18 protein-coding genes and 2 tRNA genes are annotated in these 14,190 nt (G+C 71.8%); 12 read left to right on the top strand and 8 right to left on the bottom strand.

All coding sequences use genetic code 11. The features are described 5' to 3' along the window. Nucleotides 1-11: 11 nt before the first annotated feature. Nucleotides 12-1,334, bottom strand: coding sequence for a nicotinate phosphoribosyltransferase (locus PVE36_RS10655; protein ID WP_277452244.1), 1,323 nt, complete (start codon nucleotides 1,332-1,334; stop codon nucleotides 12-14). A 15-nt stretch (nucleotides 1,335-1,349) separates the two neighbouring features. On the opposite strand from PVE36_RS10655, the gene clpS reads away from it, so the two are divergent. From clpS to PVE36_RS10630, 5 genes are all read left to right on the top strand, one after another. Continuing rightward, nucleotides 1,350-1,640, top strand: a complete 291-nt coding sequence (clpS, locus tag PVE36_RS10650) for an ATP-dependent Clp protease adapter ClpS (RefSeq protein ID WP_277452241.1) — start codon at nucleotides 1,350-1,352, stop codon at nucleotides 1,638-1,640. Then, on the top strand, nucleotides 1,640-2,311 hold the full coding sequence (locus PVE36_RS10645) for a DUF2017 domain-containing protein (RefSeq protein ID WP_277452240.1): 672 nt from the start codon (nucleotides 1,640-1,642) through the stop codon (nucleotides 2,309-2,311). The genes clpS and PVE36_RS10645 overlap by 1 nt, the downstream gene beginning before the upstream one ends. Then, nucleotides 2,308-3,135, top strand: coding sequence for a glutamate racemase (murI, locus tag PVE36_RS10640; protein WP_277452238.1), 828 nt, complete (start codon nucleotides 2,308-2,310; stop codon nucleotides 3,133-3,135). The genes PVE36_RS10645 and murI overlap by 4 nt, the downstream gene beginning before the upstream one ends. Next, on the top strand, nucleotides 3,132-3,899 hold the full coding sequence (locus PVE36_RS10635; protein ID WP_277452237.1) for an MBL fold metallo-hydrolase: 768 nt from the start codon (nucleotides 3,132-3,134) through the stop codon (nucleotides 3,897-3,899). The genes murI and PVE36_RS10635 overlap by 4 nt, the downstream gene beginning before the upstream one ends. 78 nt (nucleotides 3,900-3,977) lie before the next feature. Further along, nucleotides 3,978-5,006 carry a S66 peptidase family protein gene (locus PVE36_RS10630; RefSeq protein ID WP_277452236.1) on the top strand — a complete coding sequence of 343 codons (1,029 nt, stop codon included), beginning with the start codon at nucleotides 3,978-3,980 and terminating at the stop codon, nucleotides 5,004-5,006. On the opposite strand, the gene PVE36_RS10625 is transcribed toward PVE36_RS10630, so the two are convergent. After that, complete coding sequence (locus PVE36_RS10625) at nucleotides 4,984-5,844, bottom strand: alpha/beta fold hydrolase (protein WP_277452235.1); 861 nt, start codon at nucleotides 5,842-5,844, stop codon at nucleotides 4,984-4,986. The two genes, PVE36_RS10630 and PVE36_RS10625, sit on opposite strands and share 23 nt — an antisense overlap. 41 nt (nucleotides 5,845-5,885) lie before the next feature. Between PVE36_RS10625 and rph the strand changes: the two genes are divergently transcribed. Both rph and rdgB read left to right on the top strand, forming a co-directional pair. Then, nucleotides 5,886-6,644, top strand: coding sequence for a ribonuclease PH (gene rph / locus PVE36_RS10620; protein ID WP_277452234.1), 759 nt, complete (start codon nucleotides 5,886-5,888; stop codon nucleotides 6,642-6,644). Continuing rightward, a complete protein-coding gene (gene rdgB, locus PVE36_RS10615; protein WP_277452232.1) occupies nucleotides 6,641-7,288 on the top strand; it encodes an RdgB/HAM1 family non-canonical purine NTP pyrophosphatase in 648 nt (215 codons plus the stop codon). Before rph ends, rdgB begins: the two co-directional genes overlap by 4 nt. Before the next feature lie 67 nt (nucleotides 7,289-7,355). Here the strand turns inward: rdgB and PVE36_RS10610 are convergent. Next, nucleotides 7,356-7,438, bottom strand: a tRNA-Leu gene (locus PVE36_RS10610). A 22-nt stretch (nucleotides 7,439-7,460) separates the two neighbouring features. On the opposite strand from PVE36_RS10610, the gene PVE36_RS10605 reads away from it, so the two are divergent. Together PVE36_RS10605 and PVE36_RS10600 are read left to right on the top strand one after the other, a co-directional pair. Then, complete coding sequence (locus tag PVE36_RS10605) at nucleotides 7,461-7,919, top strand: OsmC family protein (RefSeq protein WP_277452230.1); 459 nt, start codon at nucleotides 7,461-7,463, stop codon at nucleotides 7,917-7,919. Between the two features lie 88 nt (nucleotides 7,920-8,007). Continuing rightward, on the top strand, nucleotides 8,008-9,648 hold the full coding sequence (locus PVE36_RS10600) for an HNH endonuclease signature motif containing protein (RefSeq protein ID WP_277452229.1): 1,641 nt from the start codon (nucleotides 8,008-8,010) through the stop codon (nucleotides 9,646-9,648). Between the two features lie 29 nt (nucleotides 9,649-9,677). Here the strand turns inward: PVE36_RS10600 and PVE36_RS10595 are convergent, their stop codons facing one another. Genes PVE36_RS10595 through PVE36_RS10580 form a run of 4 tightly spaced genes read right to left on the bottom strand, consistent with a single transcriptional unit; the run spans nucleotide 9,678 to nucleotide 12,219 of the window. After that, nucleotides 9,678-10,442, bottom strand: coding sequence for an ABC transporter ATP-binding protein (locus PVE36_RS10595; RefSeq protein WP_277452228.1), 765 nt, complete (start codon nucleotides 10,440-10,442; stop codon nucleotides 9,678-9,680). After that, complete coding sequence (gene cbiQ / locus PVE36_RS10590; protein WP_277452227.1) at nucleotides 10,439-11,212, bottom strand: cobalt ECF transporter T component CbiQ; 774 nt, start codon at nucleotides 11,210-11,212, stop codon at nucleotides 10,439-10,441. Before cbiQ ends, PVE36_RS10595 begins: the two co-directional genes overlap by 4 nt. Next, nucleotides 11,213-11,533: a PDGLE domain-containing protein gene (locus PVE36_RS10585; RefSeq protein ID WP_277452226.1), complete on the bottom strand. Its 321-nt coding sequence runs from the start codon at nucleotides 11,531-11,533 to the stop codon at nucleotides 11,213-11,215. Next, nucleotides 11,530-12,219 (bottom strand): energy-coupling factor ABC transporter permease, encoded by a 690-nt coding sequence (locus PVE36_RS10580; RefSeq protein WP_277452224.1) that lies wholly within the window; start codon nucleotides 12,217-12,219, stop codon nucleotides 11,530-11,532. Before PVE36_RS10580 ends, PVE36_RS10585 begins: the two co-directional genes overlap by 4 nt. A gap of 155 nt (nucleotides 12,220-12,374) precedes the next feature. On the opposite strand from PVE36_RS10580, the gene bcp reads away from it, so the two are divergent. The 3 genes from bcp to PVE36_RS10565 all read left to right on the top strand — a co-directional run bounded on the left by bcp (nucleotide 12,375) and on the right by PVE36_RS10565 (nucleotide 13,360). Beyond that, nucleotides 12,375-12,845 carry a thioredoxin-dependent thiol peroxidase gene (bcp, locus tag PVE36_RS10575; protein ID WP_277452222.1) on the top strand — a complete coding sequence of 157 codons (471 nt, stop codon included), beginning with the start codon at nucleotides 12,375-12,377 and terminating at the stop codon, nucleotides 12,843-12,845. A 14-nt stretch (nucleotides 12,846-12,859) separates the two neighbouring features. Beyond that, entirely contained in the window at nucleotides 12,860-13,162 is a 303-nt protein-coding gene (locus tag PVE36_RS10570) for a DUF3618 domain-containing protein (RefSeq protein WP_277452219.1), read from the top strand. 122 nt (nucleotides 13,163-13,284) lie between these two features. Further along, a tRNA-Lys gene (locus PVE36_RS10565) sits at nucleotides 13,285-13,360 on the top strand. A gap of 54 nt (nucleotides 13,361-13,414) precedes the next feature. On the opposite strand, the gene PVE36_RS10560 is transcribed toward PVE36_RS10565, so the two are convergent. Beyond that, nucleotides 13,415-14,179 (bottom strand): copper resistance protein CopC, encoded by a 765-nt coding sequence (locus tag PVE36_RS10560; RefSeq protein ID WP_277452218.1) that lies wholly within the window; start codon nucleotides 14,177-14,179, stop codon nucleotides 13,415-13,417. Nucleotides 14,180-14,190 lie beyond the last annotated feature (11 nt).

Here is a 14,190-nt window from a genome sequence, read left to right as displayed (position 1 = left end):
CTGAGAGGTCGCTACGGCGTCTCGGTGAGGAAGACGGTGTCGACCGCCGGCCTGCCCTCGCTCAGCTGGTGCGCGGACCGGGGCAGCTCGGCCATCGACGCCTCGTGCCGGGCGCGGGCTGCCCGGAGGGTGCAGTGCTCTCGACCGACGATCTCGCCGCCCGCGACGAGCGGGACGAGCAGGTCGCGGTCGTCCCCGTCGCTGACGGGTTGCTCGCCGATGCCCAGGACCTCCGCCTCGACCACGCCGATCGCATTGCGGCGGCGCAGGGCGTACTTGCGGCCACCGATCGAGATCTTGTCCTTGCTCTGCTTCGCGACGCCGACCATCCGGCCGTCGTCGTCCTCCCGGGCCACCAGCTTGTAGACCATCGACGCGGTCGGGTGACCCGAGCCGGTGACCACCCGGGTCCCGACGCCGTAGGTGTCGACGGGCGCCGCCGCCAGCGCGGCGATGGCGTACTCGTCGAGGTCGGAGGTGACGACGATCCGCGTCTCGGTCGCGCCGAGCGCGTCGAGCTGCTCACGGACCTCGCTCGCCTGGACCACGAGGTCACCCGAGTCCAGACGCACCCCACCCAGGGAGGTGCCGGCGACCTCGATGGCCGTGCTCACCCCTTCGGTCACGTCGTAGGTGTCCACCAGGAGGGTCGTGCCGGTGCCGAGGGAGGCGATCTGCGCCTCGAAGGCCTCCCGCTCGCTCTCGTGCAGCAGGGTGAAGGCGTGGGCGGCGGTCCCGCCGGTCGGCACCCCGTACCGGCGTCCGGCCTCGAGGTTGGAGGTGGAGGCGAATCCGGCGATGTACGCGGCCCGCGCCGCCGCGACCGCGGCCTCGTCGTGGGTGCGGCGGCTGCCCATCTCGATGACCGGACGGCTGCCGGACGCGCCGGTCATCCGGGAGGCGGCGGAGGCCACGGCGGTGTCGTGGTTGAGGATCGAGAGGATGACCGTCTCCAGCAGCACCCCGTGCGCGAAGTCCGACTCGACGACGAGCACGGGGGAGTAGGGGAAGTAGGTCTCACCCTCGGCGTACCCCCACACGTCCCCCTCGAAGCGGTAGTCGGCCAGGAAGTCCAGCGTGCGCTCGTCCACCACCGCCCGCTCGCGCAGGTCGCTCAGCTCCGCGTCGCCGAAGCGGAAGTCCTCGATCGCATCGAGGACGCGTCCCGTGCCCGCCGCGACGCCGTAGCGCCGGCCCTGGGGCAGACGGCGGGCGAAGGTCTCGAAGACGCACTGGCGGGACGCTGCTCCGCTGTGCAGCGCGGCCTGGAGCATGGTCAGCTCGTAGTGATCGGTGAGCAGCGCGGTGCTGGGTCGGATCGTCACGCCAGCCACTCTAGGGTGGTGGGCGTGTCCACCGCCCCAGCCGAGCAGCAGACCGTCGAACCGGACGCCGTCGAGTCCGTCGACGTCCCGTGGATCACGCTGGTCTGGAACGATCCGGTCAACCTCATGAGCTACGTGACCTGGGTCTTCCAGACGCATTTCGGATACCCGAAGCAACAGGCCCAGAAGCTGATGATGGACGTGCACCTCAAGGGCCGCGCCGTCGTCGCGCACGGCCCCAAGGAGCAGATGGAAGCCGACACCGAGGCGCTGCAGGGCTACGGCCTGTGGGCGACCTTCCAGAAGGACGCCTGATGGCCACGGCGTTCCGACCCGACGGGGACCGGCTCGTCGCCGTCCTCGACGAGCGCGAGCGGGCGGTCGTGGCCGGTCTGTGCCAGCAGGTCGCCTCCCTCGTCGCGCCCACGACGCGGGCGAAGGGGGACCCCTCCGACCCCTTCGACGCGATCGTCGCGGGGTTGGGAGGACTGGAAGGACTGACGACCGACACCGCGCCGGACTGGACGGAGGGCACGGGGGGCGTCGGGGTCCCCGACAGGTCCTTCGGCTCGCAGGAGGACCGTGATCCCGCCCTGGACCGGCTCTTCCCCACCGGCAACCGCGAGGACGAGGAGGAGGCGGCCGAGTTCCGTCGCTTCACCGAGCAGGGGCTGCGCAGCCGCAAGCACACCAACCTGGTGACGACGGTGCGCACGCTCGACGCGGTCGAGGACGACGAGTGGGTGCTCACCCGGGCGCAGGCCCCTGCGGTGATGATCGCGCTGACCGACGTGCGCCTGGTGATGGGCGAGCGGCTCGGGCTGCGCACGGACGAGGACGCCGAGCGGCTCGAGGAGGTCGCGCAGGACCTCGAGCCGGACGACCCCGCGGTCTTCGCCCTGAGCGTGTACGACTTCCTCACCTGGCTGCAGGAGTCGCTCACCCTGGCGCTCACCAGCGACGTCGACCCGGGGGACGACGGGTGACGGTGGACCCCACGGACGAGTCCGCCCAGCCGATCGGGATCTTCGACTCCGGCTTCGGCGGTCTGACGGTCGCCCGCGCGATCATCGACCAGCTGCCGAACGAGTCGGTCGCCTACCTCGGTGACACCGCCCGAGCGCCCTACGGGCCCAGGCCGATCGCGCAGACCCGCGAGTTCGCCCTCGAGTGCCTCGACCGGCTCGTCGACCACGGCGTCAAGGTGCTCGTCATCGCCTGCAACACCGCGTCGGCCGCGGTGCTGCACGACGCGCGCGAGCGCTACTCCGTGCCGGTCGTCGAGGTGATCCGCCCGGCCGTGCGGCGGGCGGTGCTCGCGACCCGCAACCACCGCATCGGGGTGATCTCCACCGAGGGAACGCACCGCTCCCGCGCCTACCTGGACGCCTTCGCCGCGGCACCGCGGGCGCAGCTGTTCTCCCAGCCGTGCCCGCGCTTCGTCGAGCTCGTCGAGGCCGGGACGACGTCCGGCCACGAGGTGCTGGAGGTGGCCCACGAGTACCTCGACCCCCTCCGCGAGGTCGAGGTGGACACCCTGGTCCTGGGGTGCACCCACTACCCGCTGCTGACCGGCGTCCTGTCCTACGTCATGGGTGACGGTGTCACGCTCGTCTCATCTGCCGAGGAGACGGCCAAAGACGTCTACCGTGTCCTTGCGGACCGCGGCCTGCTGCGATCGGACACCCTGCCCGGGCCCGGCTACGGGTTCACCACGACGGGGGACCCGGACGAGTTCAGGTCGCTGGCCCGCCGCTTCCTCGGACCCGAGGTGGCGACGGTCATCGGCAACACGGGGGACGATGCATGAGGCTCACCGTCGTCGGCTGCTCCGGCTCCTTCGCCGGCCCCGACTCACCGGCGTCGTGCTACCTGGTCACGGCCGAGCACGAGGGCCGCACGTGGCGGCTCGTCCTCGATCTGGGCAACGGCGCGCTCGGTGCGCTGCAACGGCACACGGCGCTCGCGGACCTCGATGCGGTCGTCCTCTCGCACCTGCACCCGGACCACTGCATCGACGTCACCGGTCTCTACGTCACGCGCACCTACGACCCCACCGGCCAGCAGTCGCAGCCCCTCCCGGTGTACGGCCCCGCCGGGACGGCTGAGCGCCTCGTGGCGGCCTACGAGGGCATGGACGAAGGAGGGATGGACGGGGTCCTCGACTTCCGTCGCCTCTCCACGAGCGTCCCCACCCACATCGGACCCTTCGTGGTGCGTCCCTTCCTCGTCGAGCACCCGGTCGAGGCCTACGGCTTCCGCATCGAGGCGGACGGGACGGTCCTCGCCTACAGCGGCGACACCGACACCTGCGACCCCCTGGTGCCCCTCTTCGCCGGGGCCGACCTGGCGCTCGTCGACTCGGCCTTCGTCGAGGGCCGCGACGAGGCGCGGGGCATCCACCTCACCGGCCGCCGCGCCGCGCAGGCCGTCGTGGACGCCGGAGGAGTCGGGCGCCTGATGCTCACCCACATCCCGGCCTGGAACGACCCGCAGGTCTGCCGGGCCCAGGCCGCGGAGGTCTGGCCGGGTGAGGTCGAGCTGGCGCGGCCCGGCGCGACCTACGAGATCTGAGCCTTCGTGCGTGGGTCCGGCCTCCCGCGGCGGGCCGGCCCGCTCGACGCGGGGTCCCGGGACTGGTGGACTGGCGCCATGCCTGCACGCCTGCCCGCCCCCCTTCGTCCCGGTGACACGATCGCGGTCACCGCGCCGAGCTCGGGAGTGGCCCCACCTCTCTGGCCGCGGCTGGACGTGGCGGTCGCCCACCTGCGACGGCGCGGCTTCGAGGTCGTCGAGGGCGTCTGCCTGCGGGACCGCGACGACCACCACGTGAGCGCATCGAAGGCGGCCCGCGCCGACGAGCTCATGGCGCTGCTCGTCGACCCGGACGTCGCCGCAGTGGTGCCGCCGTGGGGTGGTGAGACCGGGATCGACCTGCTGCCGTACCTGGACTTCGACCTGCTCGCCGAGTGCAACCCCTGCTGGTACGTGGGCTTCTCCGACACGACCACGACGATGCTGCCGCTCACCCTGCGTTCCGGCTGGGCGACCCTGCACGGGCTCAATGTCATGGACACGCCGTACACACCCGCGCCCGGCCTGCTGCACTGGCTGGACGTGGCCACGAGCGAAGGGGGTGAGCTCACCCAGACCGCTGCGACGCACCGCCGCGCAGGAGGTTGGGACGACTACGCGGCCGACCCCGAGGTCGACGAGATGACGCTCACCGAGCCGACGGGGTGGTCGCTGCTGGAGGGCTCGTCCGCCGCCTTCGCCGGGCCGCTGGTCGGTGGGTGCATCGAGGTGCTCTCACCTCTGGCGGGGACCCCCTTCGCCGACGTGCCGGGGTGGGCCCGGCAGCAGGCCGACCCGCCGATCGTGCTGCTCGAGGCGGCCGAGGGCAATGCCTTCGAGGTTGCCCGCGCGCTGCACGGGATGCGGCTGGCCGGATGGTTCGACCGGTGCACCGGCGTGCTCATCGGCCGGACGGCCGCCCCGGACGGGCCGACCCTGACGCAGCACGAGGCCGTGCGTGACGCGCTCGGCGACCTCGACGTGCCGGTGGTCCTCGACGTCGACTTCGGTCACCAGCAGCCGATGATGCCGCTGGTCCTCGGTGCGAGCACCCGGGTCGAGGTGGCCGGTGACGTCCAGCGGATCACCCAGGACCTGACGCGCTGACCTCGGCATTCTTCAGCACCCACTCGGCGATCCGCTCGCCGATGAGCTCGGGGGAGCGGGCGAAGGAGAAGTGGCTGACCGGCCTCCCCGGGTCGCCCGGCCCCTTCGCGAAGGTGAAGCGCTCCACCTGCGCCGACGGGAGCTTGGACACGAGCGCGTCGACCGCCGCCGGCGGTGCGAGGTCGTCACCGTCGAGGTCGACGACCAGCACCGGCAGGCTCACACCACGCAACCCCGCCTCGACCGGGCGGCCGCCGGGGGCGAGCCGTCCGGTGCGCGCGAAGGCGGCCCACTCCCGGACCAGGGTGCGCGGCTGACGCCCGCCGAACCCGAGCCGATCGCCGGGCCAGAACCCCCGCACGCGGGTCACCAGCCCCATGAACTGCGTCTGCAGGAGCGTCCTGACCCCCCGGTGCGTGCGCCAGAAGGGCGTGCCCGCGCCGATGAGGACGGCCGCGTCCGCGAGCGGCTCGTCCCCCGCCAGGTGGGTCAGCAGGACGTGCCCGCCGAGGGAGTGGCCGAGGACCACGAGGGCGCCGTCGTGCTCCCTTCGCACTGCCTCCACGACCCGCTGCAGCCAGTCGTGGGCCACCTCGGTGTACCCGTGGTCGTGGTCGCGGCCGACGCCCGGCCTCGCCTCACCCTGACCGGGGTAGTCGGCGACGGCGGCGGTGACACCGGCTCGGGCGAGGTCGTCGACGAAGGGCCCGTAGTAGCCGGCCGGGATCCCCATGGCCGGCAGCACGAGCACGACCGGCCCGCCGGCCTCCTTGGACTCGGCCACGTGGAGCAGGGTGCTGCCCCCGCCGGTCAGGCCGATCCGCGTGCGTGCGTCCATGCCCTGAGGGTACGGACCCGGCCGGTCGTTAGCCTGAGCGCATGACTGACACCACCCCCCGCCATGACGGACGCACCCCCGAGCAGCTGCGCGAGGTGCGCCTCACCCGCAACTGGCTCGACCACGCGGAGGGCTCCGTCCTCGTCGAGTTCGGCAAGACCCGCGTCCTCGTCGCGGCGTCCTTCGAGGCCGGTGTGCCGCGCTGGCTCAAGGGCCAGGGCACCGGGTGGGTCACGGCCGAGTACGAGATGCTGCCGCGCAGCACCAACACCCGCAGCGGCCGCGAGTCCCGCAAGGGGAAGGTCGGCGGCCGCACGCACGAGATCTCCCGCCTGATCGGGCGCAGCCTGCGCGCCGTCATCGACACGAAGGCGCTGGGGGAGAACACGATCATCCTCGACTGCGACGTGCTCCAGGCCGACGGCGGTACCCGCACCGCGGCGATCACGGGCGCCTACGTGGCCCTCGCCGACGCGATCGAGGACGCTCGGAGCCGTGGGCTCATCGCAGCGTCCGCCAAGCCCCTCACCGGCTCCATCGCGGCGGTGTCCGTCGGCGTCGTCGGCGGGCAGGCCGTCTGCGACCTGGACTACCCGGAGGACTCGACCGCGGAGACCGACATGAACGTCGTGATGACCGGGACCGGTGACTTCGTGGAGGTCCAGGGGACGGCCGAGGGTGCCCCCTTCGACCGGGAGCTCCTCGGTGAGCTGCTCGACCTGGCGACCACGGGCTGCGCCGACCTCACCGGGAAGCAGCAGGCCGCGCTCGCCGAGACCCCGCGGGAGCGCCGGCCGTGACCCCTCGGGTCGTCCTCGCGACGCACAACGAGCACAAGGTCAAGGAGCTGCGGGAGATCCTGGCCGCTTCCTCGAGCGCTGCGGGGCCGGACCTCGAGATCGTCTCGATGGCGGCTTTCCCGGAGGTCGGCGAGATCCCGGAGACCGAGGTGACCTTCGCCGGCAACGCCCGGTTGAAGGCCGAGCACGTCGCCCGGGCGACGTCCCTCCCTTCGCTCGCTGACGACTCGGGACTCGCGGTGGACGTCCTCGGGGGCGCACCCGGGATCTTCTCCGCCCGGTGGTCCGGGCTGCACGGCGGCGAGGACCTGTCGCGCGCCGAGAAGGACCGCCGCAACCTCCAGCTGCTGCTCGACCAGCTCGCGGACGTGCCGGACGAGCACCGGCGGGCAGCCTTCCGGTGCGCGGCCGCGCTCGCCGTCCCCGGTGGGGCGACGGTCGTGAGCGAAGGGAGCGTCCCGGGTCTCATCGCTCGGGTACCTGTGGGGGAGAACGGCTTCGGGTACGACCCGATCTTTGTTCCTGACGGGGACACCCGCTCGCTCGCGCAGTACTCGGACACCGAGAAGAACGCGATCAGCCACCGGGGTCGTGCCTTCCGGGGGATGGTCCCGCTGCTGCGGGAGCATCTCTCAGTTCTCTGAGGAGGTTGCGCAGCAACCGTCTTACCTTTGCTCCCTGAGGAGGTTGCGCAGCAACCGTCTCGAAGGGTGCCGAAGGCGGGACTTGAACCCGCACACCCAATGGGCACGGCATCCTAAGTGCCGCGTGTCTGCCTGTTCCACCACTTCGGCTCGATCAGGCAGTCTAAGCGGGGTGAGCGACCACTCCTTCACGACCTCCCTGCGCTGGGCCGGTTCGACCGCCGCGGGCTACGACGCCTACCCCCGTGAGCACGAGCTGGGGGTGGCGGGCGAGACGGTGCGTGCGAGCAGCGCGGGTGCCTTCCTCGGGGACCCGGACCGCCCCAACCCCGAGCAACTCCTCGTGGCTGCTGCCAGCAGCTGCCAGCTGCTGTCCTTCCTCGCCGTCGCGGCCAGGGCCCGTCTCGACGTCGTGGACTACCGCGACGAGGCGATTGGCCACATGCCCGAGGAGAGCCGGCCGATGTGGCTGACGCACATCGTGCTCCGGCCGCGCATCACCTTCACCGGCAGCCCTCCGCGCGCCAAGATCGAGCGTCTGGTCGAGGTCGCGCACCGCGAGTGTTTCATCGCCGCCAGTCTGCGGAGCGAGATCGTCATCGAGTCGGTGCTCGTCGGAGTGACCGACTGACTCGTCCGCGTCATCGAATGTCGTCTGCCCGCTCTCTTGACGGTTGTATCGAACGTGTGTTCGAATGGAGTCAGGGAAGGAGCTCGTGATGGAGCAGTCGACGCAGCAGGTGGATGGGCCGAGGGAGGGCCTGCCGAGCATGCTTGCCTCGACCATGGCACGCCTGTCCGACAGTGTTGCTGCGGATGTGGAGGGTCTGACGGCGGGGGAGTTGCTGGAGGTCATCGATGCGGCGGAGGCGGTCAAGGCCTCGGTCGCAGCGGTGCAGGCCAGGGCCACCGTCCAGTTCGTGCAGCAGCGTGACGACGACGCCGCGAGCGCTGCCGGGCGGGGTGAGTTGAGCGCGCGCGAGGTGACCTGTCGTCGCAGTGCGGCCCGGGCGGAGGTCGCGTTGGAGCGGCGGTGCTCACCGTCACAGGCGGACCGGCACGTGGGCCTGGCCAAGGCTCTGGTCTCGGACCTGCCCCGGGTGATGGGTGCGTTGTCTCGGGGCGAGGTCAGTGAGTGGCGCGCGACGATCATCGCCCGGGAGACCGCCTGCCTCGACCCGCACGACCGCAGGGAGGCCGACGCACGCATGGCGGGCGAGCTGTCCCGGTTGGGGGACAAAGCCCTCGGCGATGCGGCCCGGCGGACGTGCGTCGACCTGGACCCGGAGGCGGTGGTCGAGCGCCGGGCCCGGGCGGCCGCCTCCCGGCGCGTGGGTGTGCGACCCGCGCCGGACGGGATGGCCTACCTGAGCGTGCTGGGACGGATGACCGACGTGGTCGGTGCGCATGCCTCACTGCTGGCGGCGGAGAAGACCCGATTCGTGGCCACCGGTGACCCGCAGGTCGACGCGGCCCGCGCGGACGATGATCGAGGTCGAGGGGCGTGGCTGGCCGACACTGCCCTGGAGCGCTTGTCGGGGCGCGCCGAAGGAGAAGCCCAGCCGGTCGAAGTGGGTCTGGTCATGGACGAGGCCGCTTTCTTCCCCGCTCAGGCGGACGCGACCGCTCCCGGCTGCGAACACCACGAGAGCGACGGCGACTCCCGCGGAGGTGGCAGCGACTCCCGCCAGAGCGCCAGCCGGGCCGGAAGGGGAAGGGTGGAGATGCCCGGCTGGGGACCCGTGCCGACCTCGATGACGCGTGAGCACCTGCTGCGTCTCCTCGAGGAGGACACCCATGAGGAGTCCGATGGCACAGGCGACCGGACGGCGGACGGGGCACGGCGCGCGGGGTTCTGGCTACGCCGGCTCTGGACCAGCCCCGACGGCCGCGACGTGGTCGCCTTGGACTCCCGCAGGCGCTTCTTCCATGGCGGCCTGAGGCGCCTGCTCGAGTTGCGCGACCCCACGTGTCGTGTGCCGTGGTGCGACGCGCCCGCCCGTCAGATCGACCACGTCACTCCCGCCGCCCACGGCGGAGCAACGAGCGCCGCCAACGGTGCGGGCCTGTGCCAGTGCCACAATCTGGTCAAGGAGGAGTCCGGCTGGACTGTCGAGGTCATGGCCACCGGTCTCGAACCCGACGCGGGCCCCCACGAGATCCGCTTCACCACACCCACCGGCTGCACCCACGACTGCCCGGCGCCACCTGTCTTCGGAGCCGGGCGCCCTCCACGGCCCCGGGCTGTGCCGGGATCGGCTCCACCTGGTCCGCAGCGCTGGCGGACGGACGTTCATCCGCCGCCCGACTACCGCTCACCCCTCGAAGCCGTCTACGCGGAGCTCCTCCACGCAGCCTGACTGCGGGCCAGCGAGACTCCGGGTCGGTCTCAGTCCGCCCTGCGCGTCGCCGCTGGCACCGACGCGGGGTCGAAGCCGTAGGGCAGCTCGAGCCGGTGGGCGGCCATGAGCTCACGATCTCCGAGGATCTCGGCCGTCGGGCCGTCACCGACCACCCGGCCGTCCGAGAGCAGCACGGAGCGCTCGCACAGCTCGAGGGCGTAGGGCAGGTCGTGCGTGACCATGAGGACGGTGACGTCCAGCCCCCGCAGGATGTCGGCGACCTCCCGGCGTGCCGCCGGGTCGAGGTTGCTGCTCGGCTCGTCGAGGACGAGGATCTCCGGCTCCATCGCCAGCACCGTCGCGATCGCCACCCGGCGCCGCTGGCCGAAGGACAGGTGGTGCGGGGGGCGATCGGCCAGGTCCGACACCTCGACCGCTGCCAGCGCCGAGTCCACCCGCGACTCGAGCTCGTCGCCGCGCAGGCCGAGGTTCCGGGGCCCGAAGGCGACGTCCTGGCGCACCGTCGGCATGAAGAGCTGGTCGTCCGGGTCCTGGAAGACGATCCCCACCCGCCGGCGCACCTCGAGCAGGGACTCGTCGGCGACCGGCAGTCCCGAGATCGTCACGCTTCCGGAGTCGGGGCGCAGCACGCCGTTGAGGTGGAGCACGAGCGTGGTCTTGCCCGCGCCGTTCGGGCCGAGCAGGGCGACCCGCTCGCGCGGATGCACGTGCAGGTCGACGCCGCGCAGCGCCTCGTGCCCGTCGGGGTAGGCGTGCCGGAGCCCGCGCAGCTCGACGACCGGTGTGCTCATGCCCACGCCCCGGTGCCGATGGCGACCGCCGCGACGAGCGCGGCGACCGAGGGGAGCGCGAGCGCACGCACCCACGACACCTCGGGTGCGGACGGTCCCGCACCGAGGTGCAGCTCGCCGGTGTAGCGGCGGGAGAGCATCGCCAGGTGCACGCGCTCGCCGCGCTCGAAGGAGCGGATGAACAGGGCTCCGGCGGAGCCGGCGACGACCGGCCAGGCGGCCAACGACCGGCCGGCGAAGCCGCGGGACTCCCGGGCGATGCGCATGCGTCGCAGCTCCCCGGTGACGACGTCGAGGTAGCGGATCATGAAGGCCAGTATCTCCACCAGACGTCGTGGCAGGCGCAGTCGGGCCAGCCCACCGACCAGGTCGGTCGCGGAGGTCGTGGCCGCCAGGAGCAGTGATGCCAGGGCGCCCAGCGTCCCCTTCGCCAGCAGTGCCCATGCGCCCCACAGGCCGGCGACGGACAACGACAGCGGACCGACCTGCGTCTGCGGCCCCACCGCGACGAAGGGCATGAGCAGCGCGAAGACGACGAAGGGGAGTTCGATCACCAGCCGGGGCAGCAGCACCCGGAACGGGACGGTCGAGATGACGATCGCCGCCAGCAGCGCCACCGCGTGCAGCCCGTAGGCCCAGAAGGCCTCGCGCGGGGTCGCCACGACCGCTCCGACGAAGACGAGGAGCGCGACGACCTTCACGTGGGCGGGCAGCCGGTGCACGACGGAGTTTCCGGCGACGTGCAGGGAGCGGCCGCGGGGGCCGCCCACTCAGTCCTCCGTCGAGTCGGAGTCGCCGCGACGCAGCAGACGGGTCAGGCCGTACATGACGATCCCGACGACGGAGAGGCCGATGACCCCCGCCAGACCACCGGACAGGCGAGCGTCCCCGATGCCGCTGACGCCGTAGTCGGCCAGGGGGGAGTCACCGGCCGCGTGCTCGCCGGCGGTCCCGTCGAAGCCGAGGTTCTCGGCGACGCGCTCCAGCCCGTCGGGTGATCCCGACGCGTAGAAGGACACGACCGCGGCGAGGAGCAGGGCGACGGCCACGCCGCTGAGGACGACGGCCCGCGTGCTGATCCGGTGCTTCATGCCGGGACCTCCACTTCACGCCGCGCCAGATCGGCTGGTCGTCGCCCCGCGGCTCCACGCACCAGGTCCGGGCGGGCGGTCGTGATGGACCCGACGACGAGGAAGGTGATCACGGCCTCGCCGATCCCGATGAGGGCGTGCCACGAGAGCATGGCCGTGGTCAGGGTGTCGAGGGGGATCGGTGCCTGGCCCCCGACCGCGTACATCCCGACGAAGGCCAGGGCCGTCACCGGCACGGAGACGAAGGCGGCGACTGCGGCCGCGACGGGCACCGAGGTGGTGCGCCGGGGCAGGACCAGGGCGGCGCCACGGAAAACCGCCCACCCCACCCACACGCCGACCACGGCCATGAGGGTGACATTGGTCCCGAGCGCGGTGATGCCGCCGTCGGCGAAGAGCAGCGCCTGCACGACGAGCACGACGGTGATGCACAGGGTCGCCGTCCACGGCCCCACGAGGACCGCGGCGAGGGCCCCGCCGAGCAGGTGCCCGGAGGTGCCGGCGCCGACGGGGAAGTTGAGCATCTGTGCGGCGAAGACGAAGACGGCGGCCATCCCCGCCATCGGGGCGCTCCGGTCGTCGAGCGAGGAGCGGCTGCGCCACAGGGCCACCCCGATGCCCGCCGCCGCAATGGCAGCGGTGCCCACCGAGGTGGGGCCGTCGAGGAATCCGTCGGGGACGTGCATCGCAGCATCTCCTCGTCAGTCGGGGCAGGAGAGTCCACTATTGCATATGGTTTGCATCTTGCGCCCATCGGTCTCCGGCTGCCCGGGAGGCACGCGCTGGGATAGGTTTGTCCCCGTCCTCCGGCATCGACGCACAGGCAGATTGCGAGGCATTCGTGGGCGAGAGACTCACCCCGGGCGATCCCGCCCCGGACTTCACCCTCCCTGATGACACCGGCACGCCCGTGTCGTTGAGCGACTTCCGCGGCAAGCGGGTCATCGTCTACTTCTACCCGGCGGCGATGACGCCGGGCTGCACGGCCCAGGCCTGCGACTTCAGCGACTCCCTGGAGGCGCTGCGCGCCGCCGACACCGAGGTCATCGGGATCTCGCCGGACGCGTCCGAGAAGCTCGCGAAGTTCCGGGAGCGCGATGGCCTGACGATCACACTGCTCTCCGACGCCGACAAGTCCGTGATGACGGCCTGGGGCGCCTATGGTGAGAAGAAGCTGTACGGCAAGATCGTCGAGGGAGTCATCCGCTCGACGGTCGTCGTCGGAGAAGATGGTGTGGTCACCCACGCCCGTTACAACGTCAAGGCGACGGGCCACGTTGCCCGTATCCGCCGGGACCTCGGCATCGAGTAAGGACGGAACACCACGTGAGCAACGAGAACCCGAGCATCACCAAGCTCGAGAACGACATCGTCACGACCCGCGACCGACTGGCCCAGACGATCGACGAGCTGAGCGTGCGGGCTGCGCCGAAGAACGTCGTCGCCCGCCAGAAGGAGTCGCTGAAGGCCTCCGTCGACAGCGCGGTCAGGACCGAGTCCGGCGAGCTGCGCATGGACCGTGTCGCCATGGCCGCGGCGGCCGTGGGCGCGGTCATCGTGTTGAAGATGGTCTCCACCAGCCGCAAGCACAAGAAGTGGGAGCGCCAGCGCGCCAAGCGCTCCTGGTGAGCTGACGAGAGATCTGGCGAGGGGGTCGGTCCGGCTGGACCGACCCCCTTCGTCGTGCCCGACGTCGGCTGGTGGCAGCCGATTTCGCGCTCGGCCACGAGCCTGCTAATGTCTCTCCTCGCGCGCCAATAGCTCAATTGGCAGAGCAGCTGACTCTTAATCAGCGGGTTCGGGGTTCAAGTCCCTGTTGGCGCACCACCACGACGAAGGCCCCGGACATCGCGTCCGGGGCCTTCGTCGCGTCGCGGCGGGTCAGCCGCGCGGGGTCTCCTCGTCCTCGTGGTCCCGACGGCCGCGCACGAGCATCACCAGCCCACCGATGACCACGACGAGTGCGCCCACGGCGAGGGCCCACCACCACGGGGAGGTGGTCTCCTGGGCGGTCTCCTCGCCCGCGTCCGCCTCGGGGGTCGGGGACTCGTCGGTGGCCGTGGCGGTCTCGCTCGGGCTCGACCCGCCCTCCTCGCTCGACTCCTCGGCGGGCGTGGAGGTCTCCTCCGCGGGCGACTCGCTCGAGCCCTCGGTCGGCGATGTCTCCTCCGACTCGGCCGGCGAGGAGGTCTCCGACGGTGAGTAGGGGGTGGCGTCCGTGTCCTCGTCGACCTGTCCGTCGTTGTCCGCGGGCGAGTAGGTGAAGGTGAAGGAGCCGCTCACGGGGTGCCCGTCGGCACTGACCACCTTGTAGGTGACGGTGTACTCGCCGGGGTCCATCGTGTACTCGATCGGCTGGTAGACGTTCGACCCGTCGACCTGGGGGTCGCCCTTGGCGACCTCGGTCGAGCCGGACTTCACGCTGACCTGGTTCAGGCCCGCCTCGATCGGCTCGTTGAAGCGCAGCATGATCTCCGGCGGCACGGCGGAGAGCGTGGCGCCGTCCTGGGGGCTGGATCCCTCCAGGCGGGCGTGTGCGTCCGCCGGTGAGGCGATGATGACCGAGGCGGCCATCAGGGCCACGGCGGCGAGCATCGCGCCCAGGGCGCGGGCGAAGGGAGGCAGCGGGTTCGCGGAAGTCGTCACCCGTCCATCGT

The organism is Janibacter sp. DB-40 (assembly GCF_029510815.1).
Classification (GTDB): domain Bacteria; phylum Actinomycetota; class Actinomycetes; order Actinomycetales; family Dermatophilaceae; genus Janibacter.
Note: the sequence above shows the minus strand (reverse complement) of the source record. Positions and strands in the feature narration are given on the sequence as shown.

Coding starts and splice junctions, on each gene's coding strand:
- PVE36_RS10580 (WP_277452224.1), bottom strand. CDS start 12,219: ATGCACGTCCCCGACGGATTCCTCGACGGCCCCACCTCGGTGGGCACC.
- PVE36_RS10600 (WP_277452229.1), top strand. CDS start 8,008: ATGGAGCAGTCGACGCAGCAGGTGGATGGGCCGAGGGAGGGCCTGCCG.
- PVE36_RS10635 (WP_277452237.1), top strand. CDS start 3,132: ATGAGGCTCACCGTCGTCGGCTGCTCCGGCTCCTTCGCCGGCCCCGAC.
- PVE36_RS10630 (WP_277452236.1), top strand. CDS start 3,978: ATGCCTGCACGCCTGCCCGCCCCCCTTCGTCCCGGTGACACGATCGCG.
- PVE36_RS10585 (WP_277452226.1), bottom strand. CDS start 11,533: ATGAAGCACCGGATCAGCACGCGGGCCGTCGTCCTCAGCGGCGTGGCC.
- PVE36_RS10645 (WP_277452240.1), top strand. CDS start 1,640: ATGGCCACGGCGTTCCGACCCGACGGGGACCGGCTCGTCGCCGTCCTC.
- rph (WP_277452234.1), top strand. CDS start 5,886: ATGACTGACACCACCCCCCGCCATGACGGACGCACCCCCGAGCAGCTG.
- PVE36_RS10625 (WP_277452235.1), bottom strand. CDS start 5,844: ATGGACGCACGCACGCGGATCGGCCTGACCGGCGGGGGCAGCACCCTG.
- PVE36_RS10595 (WP_277452228.1), bottom strand. CDS start 10,442: ATGAGCACACCGGTCGTCGAGCTGCGCGGGCTCCGGCACGCCTACCCC.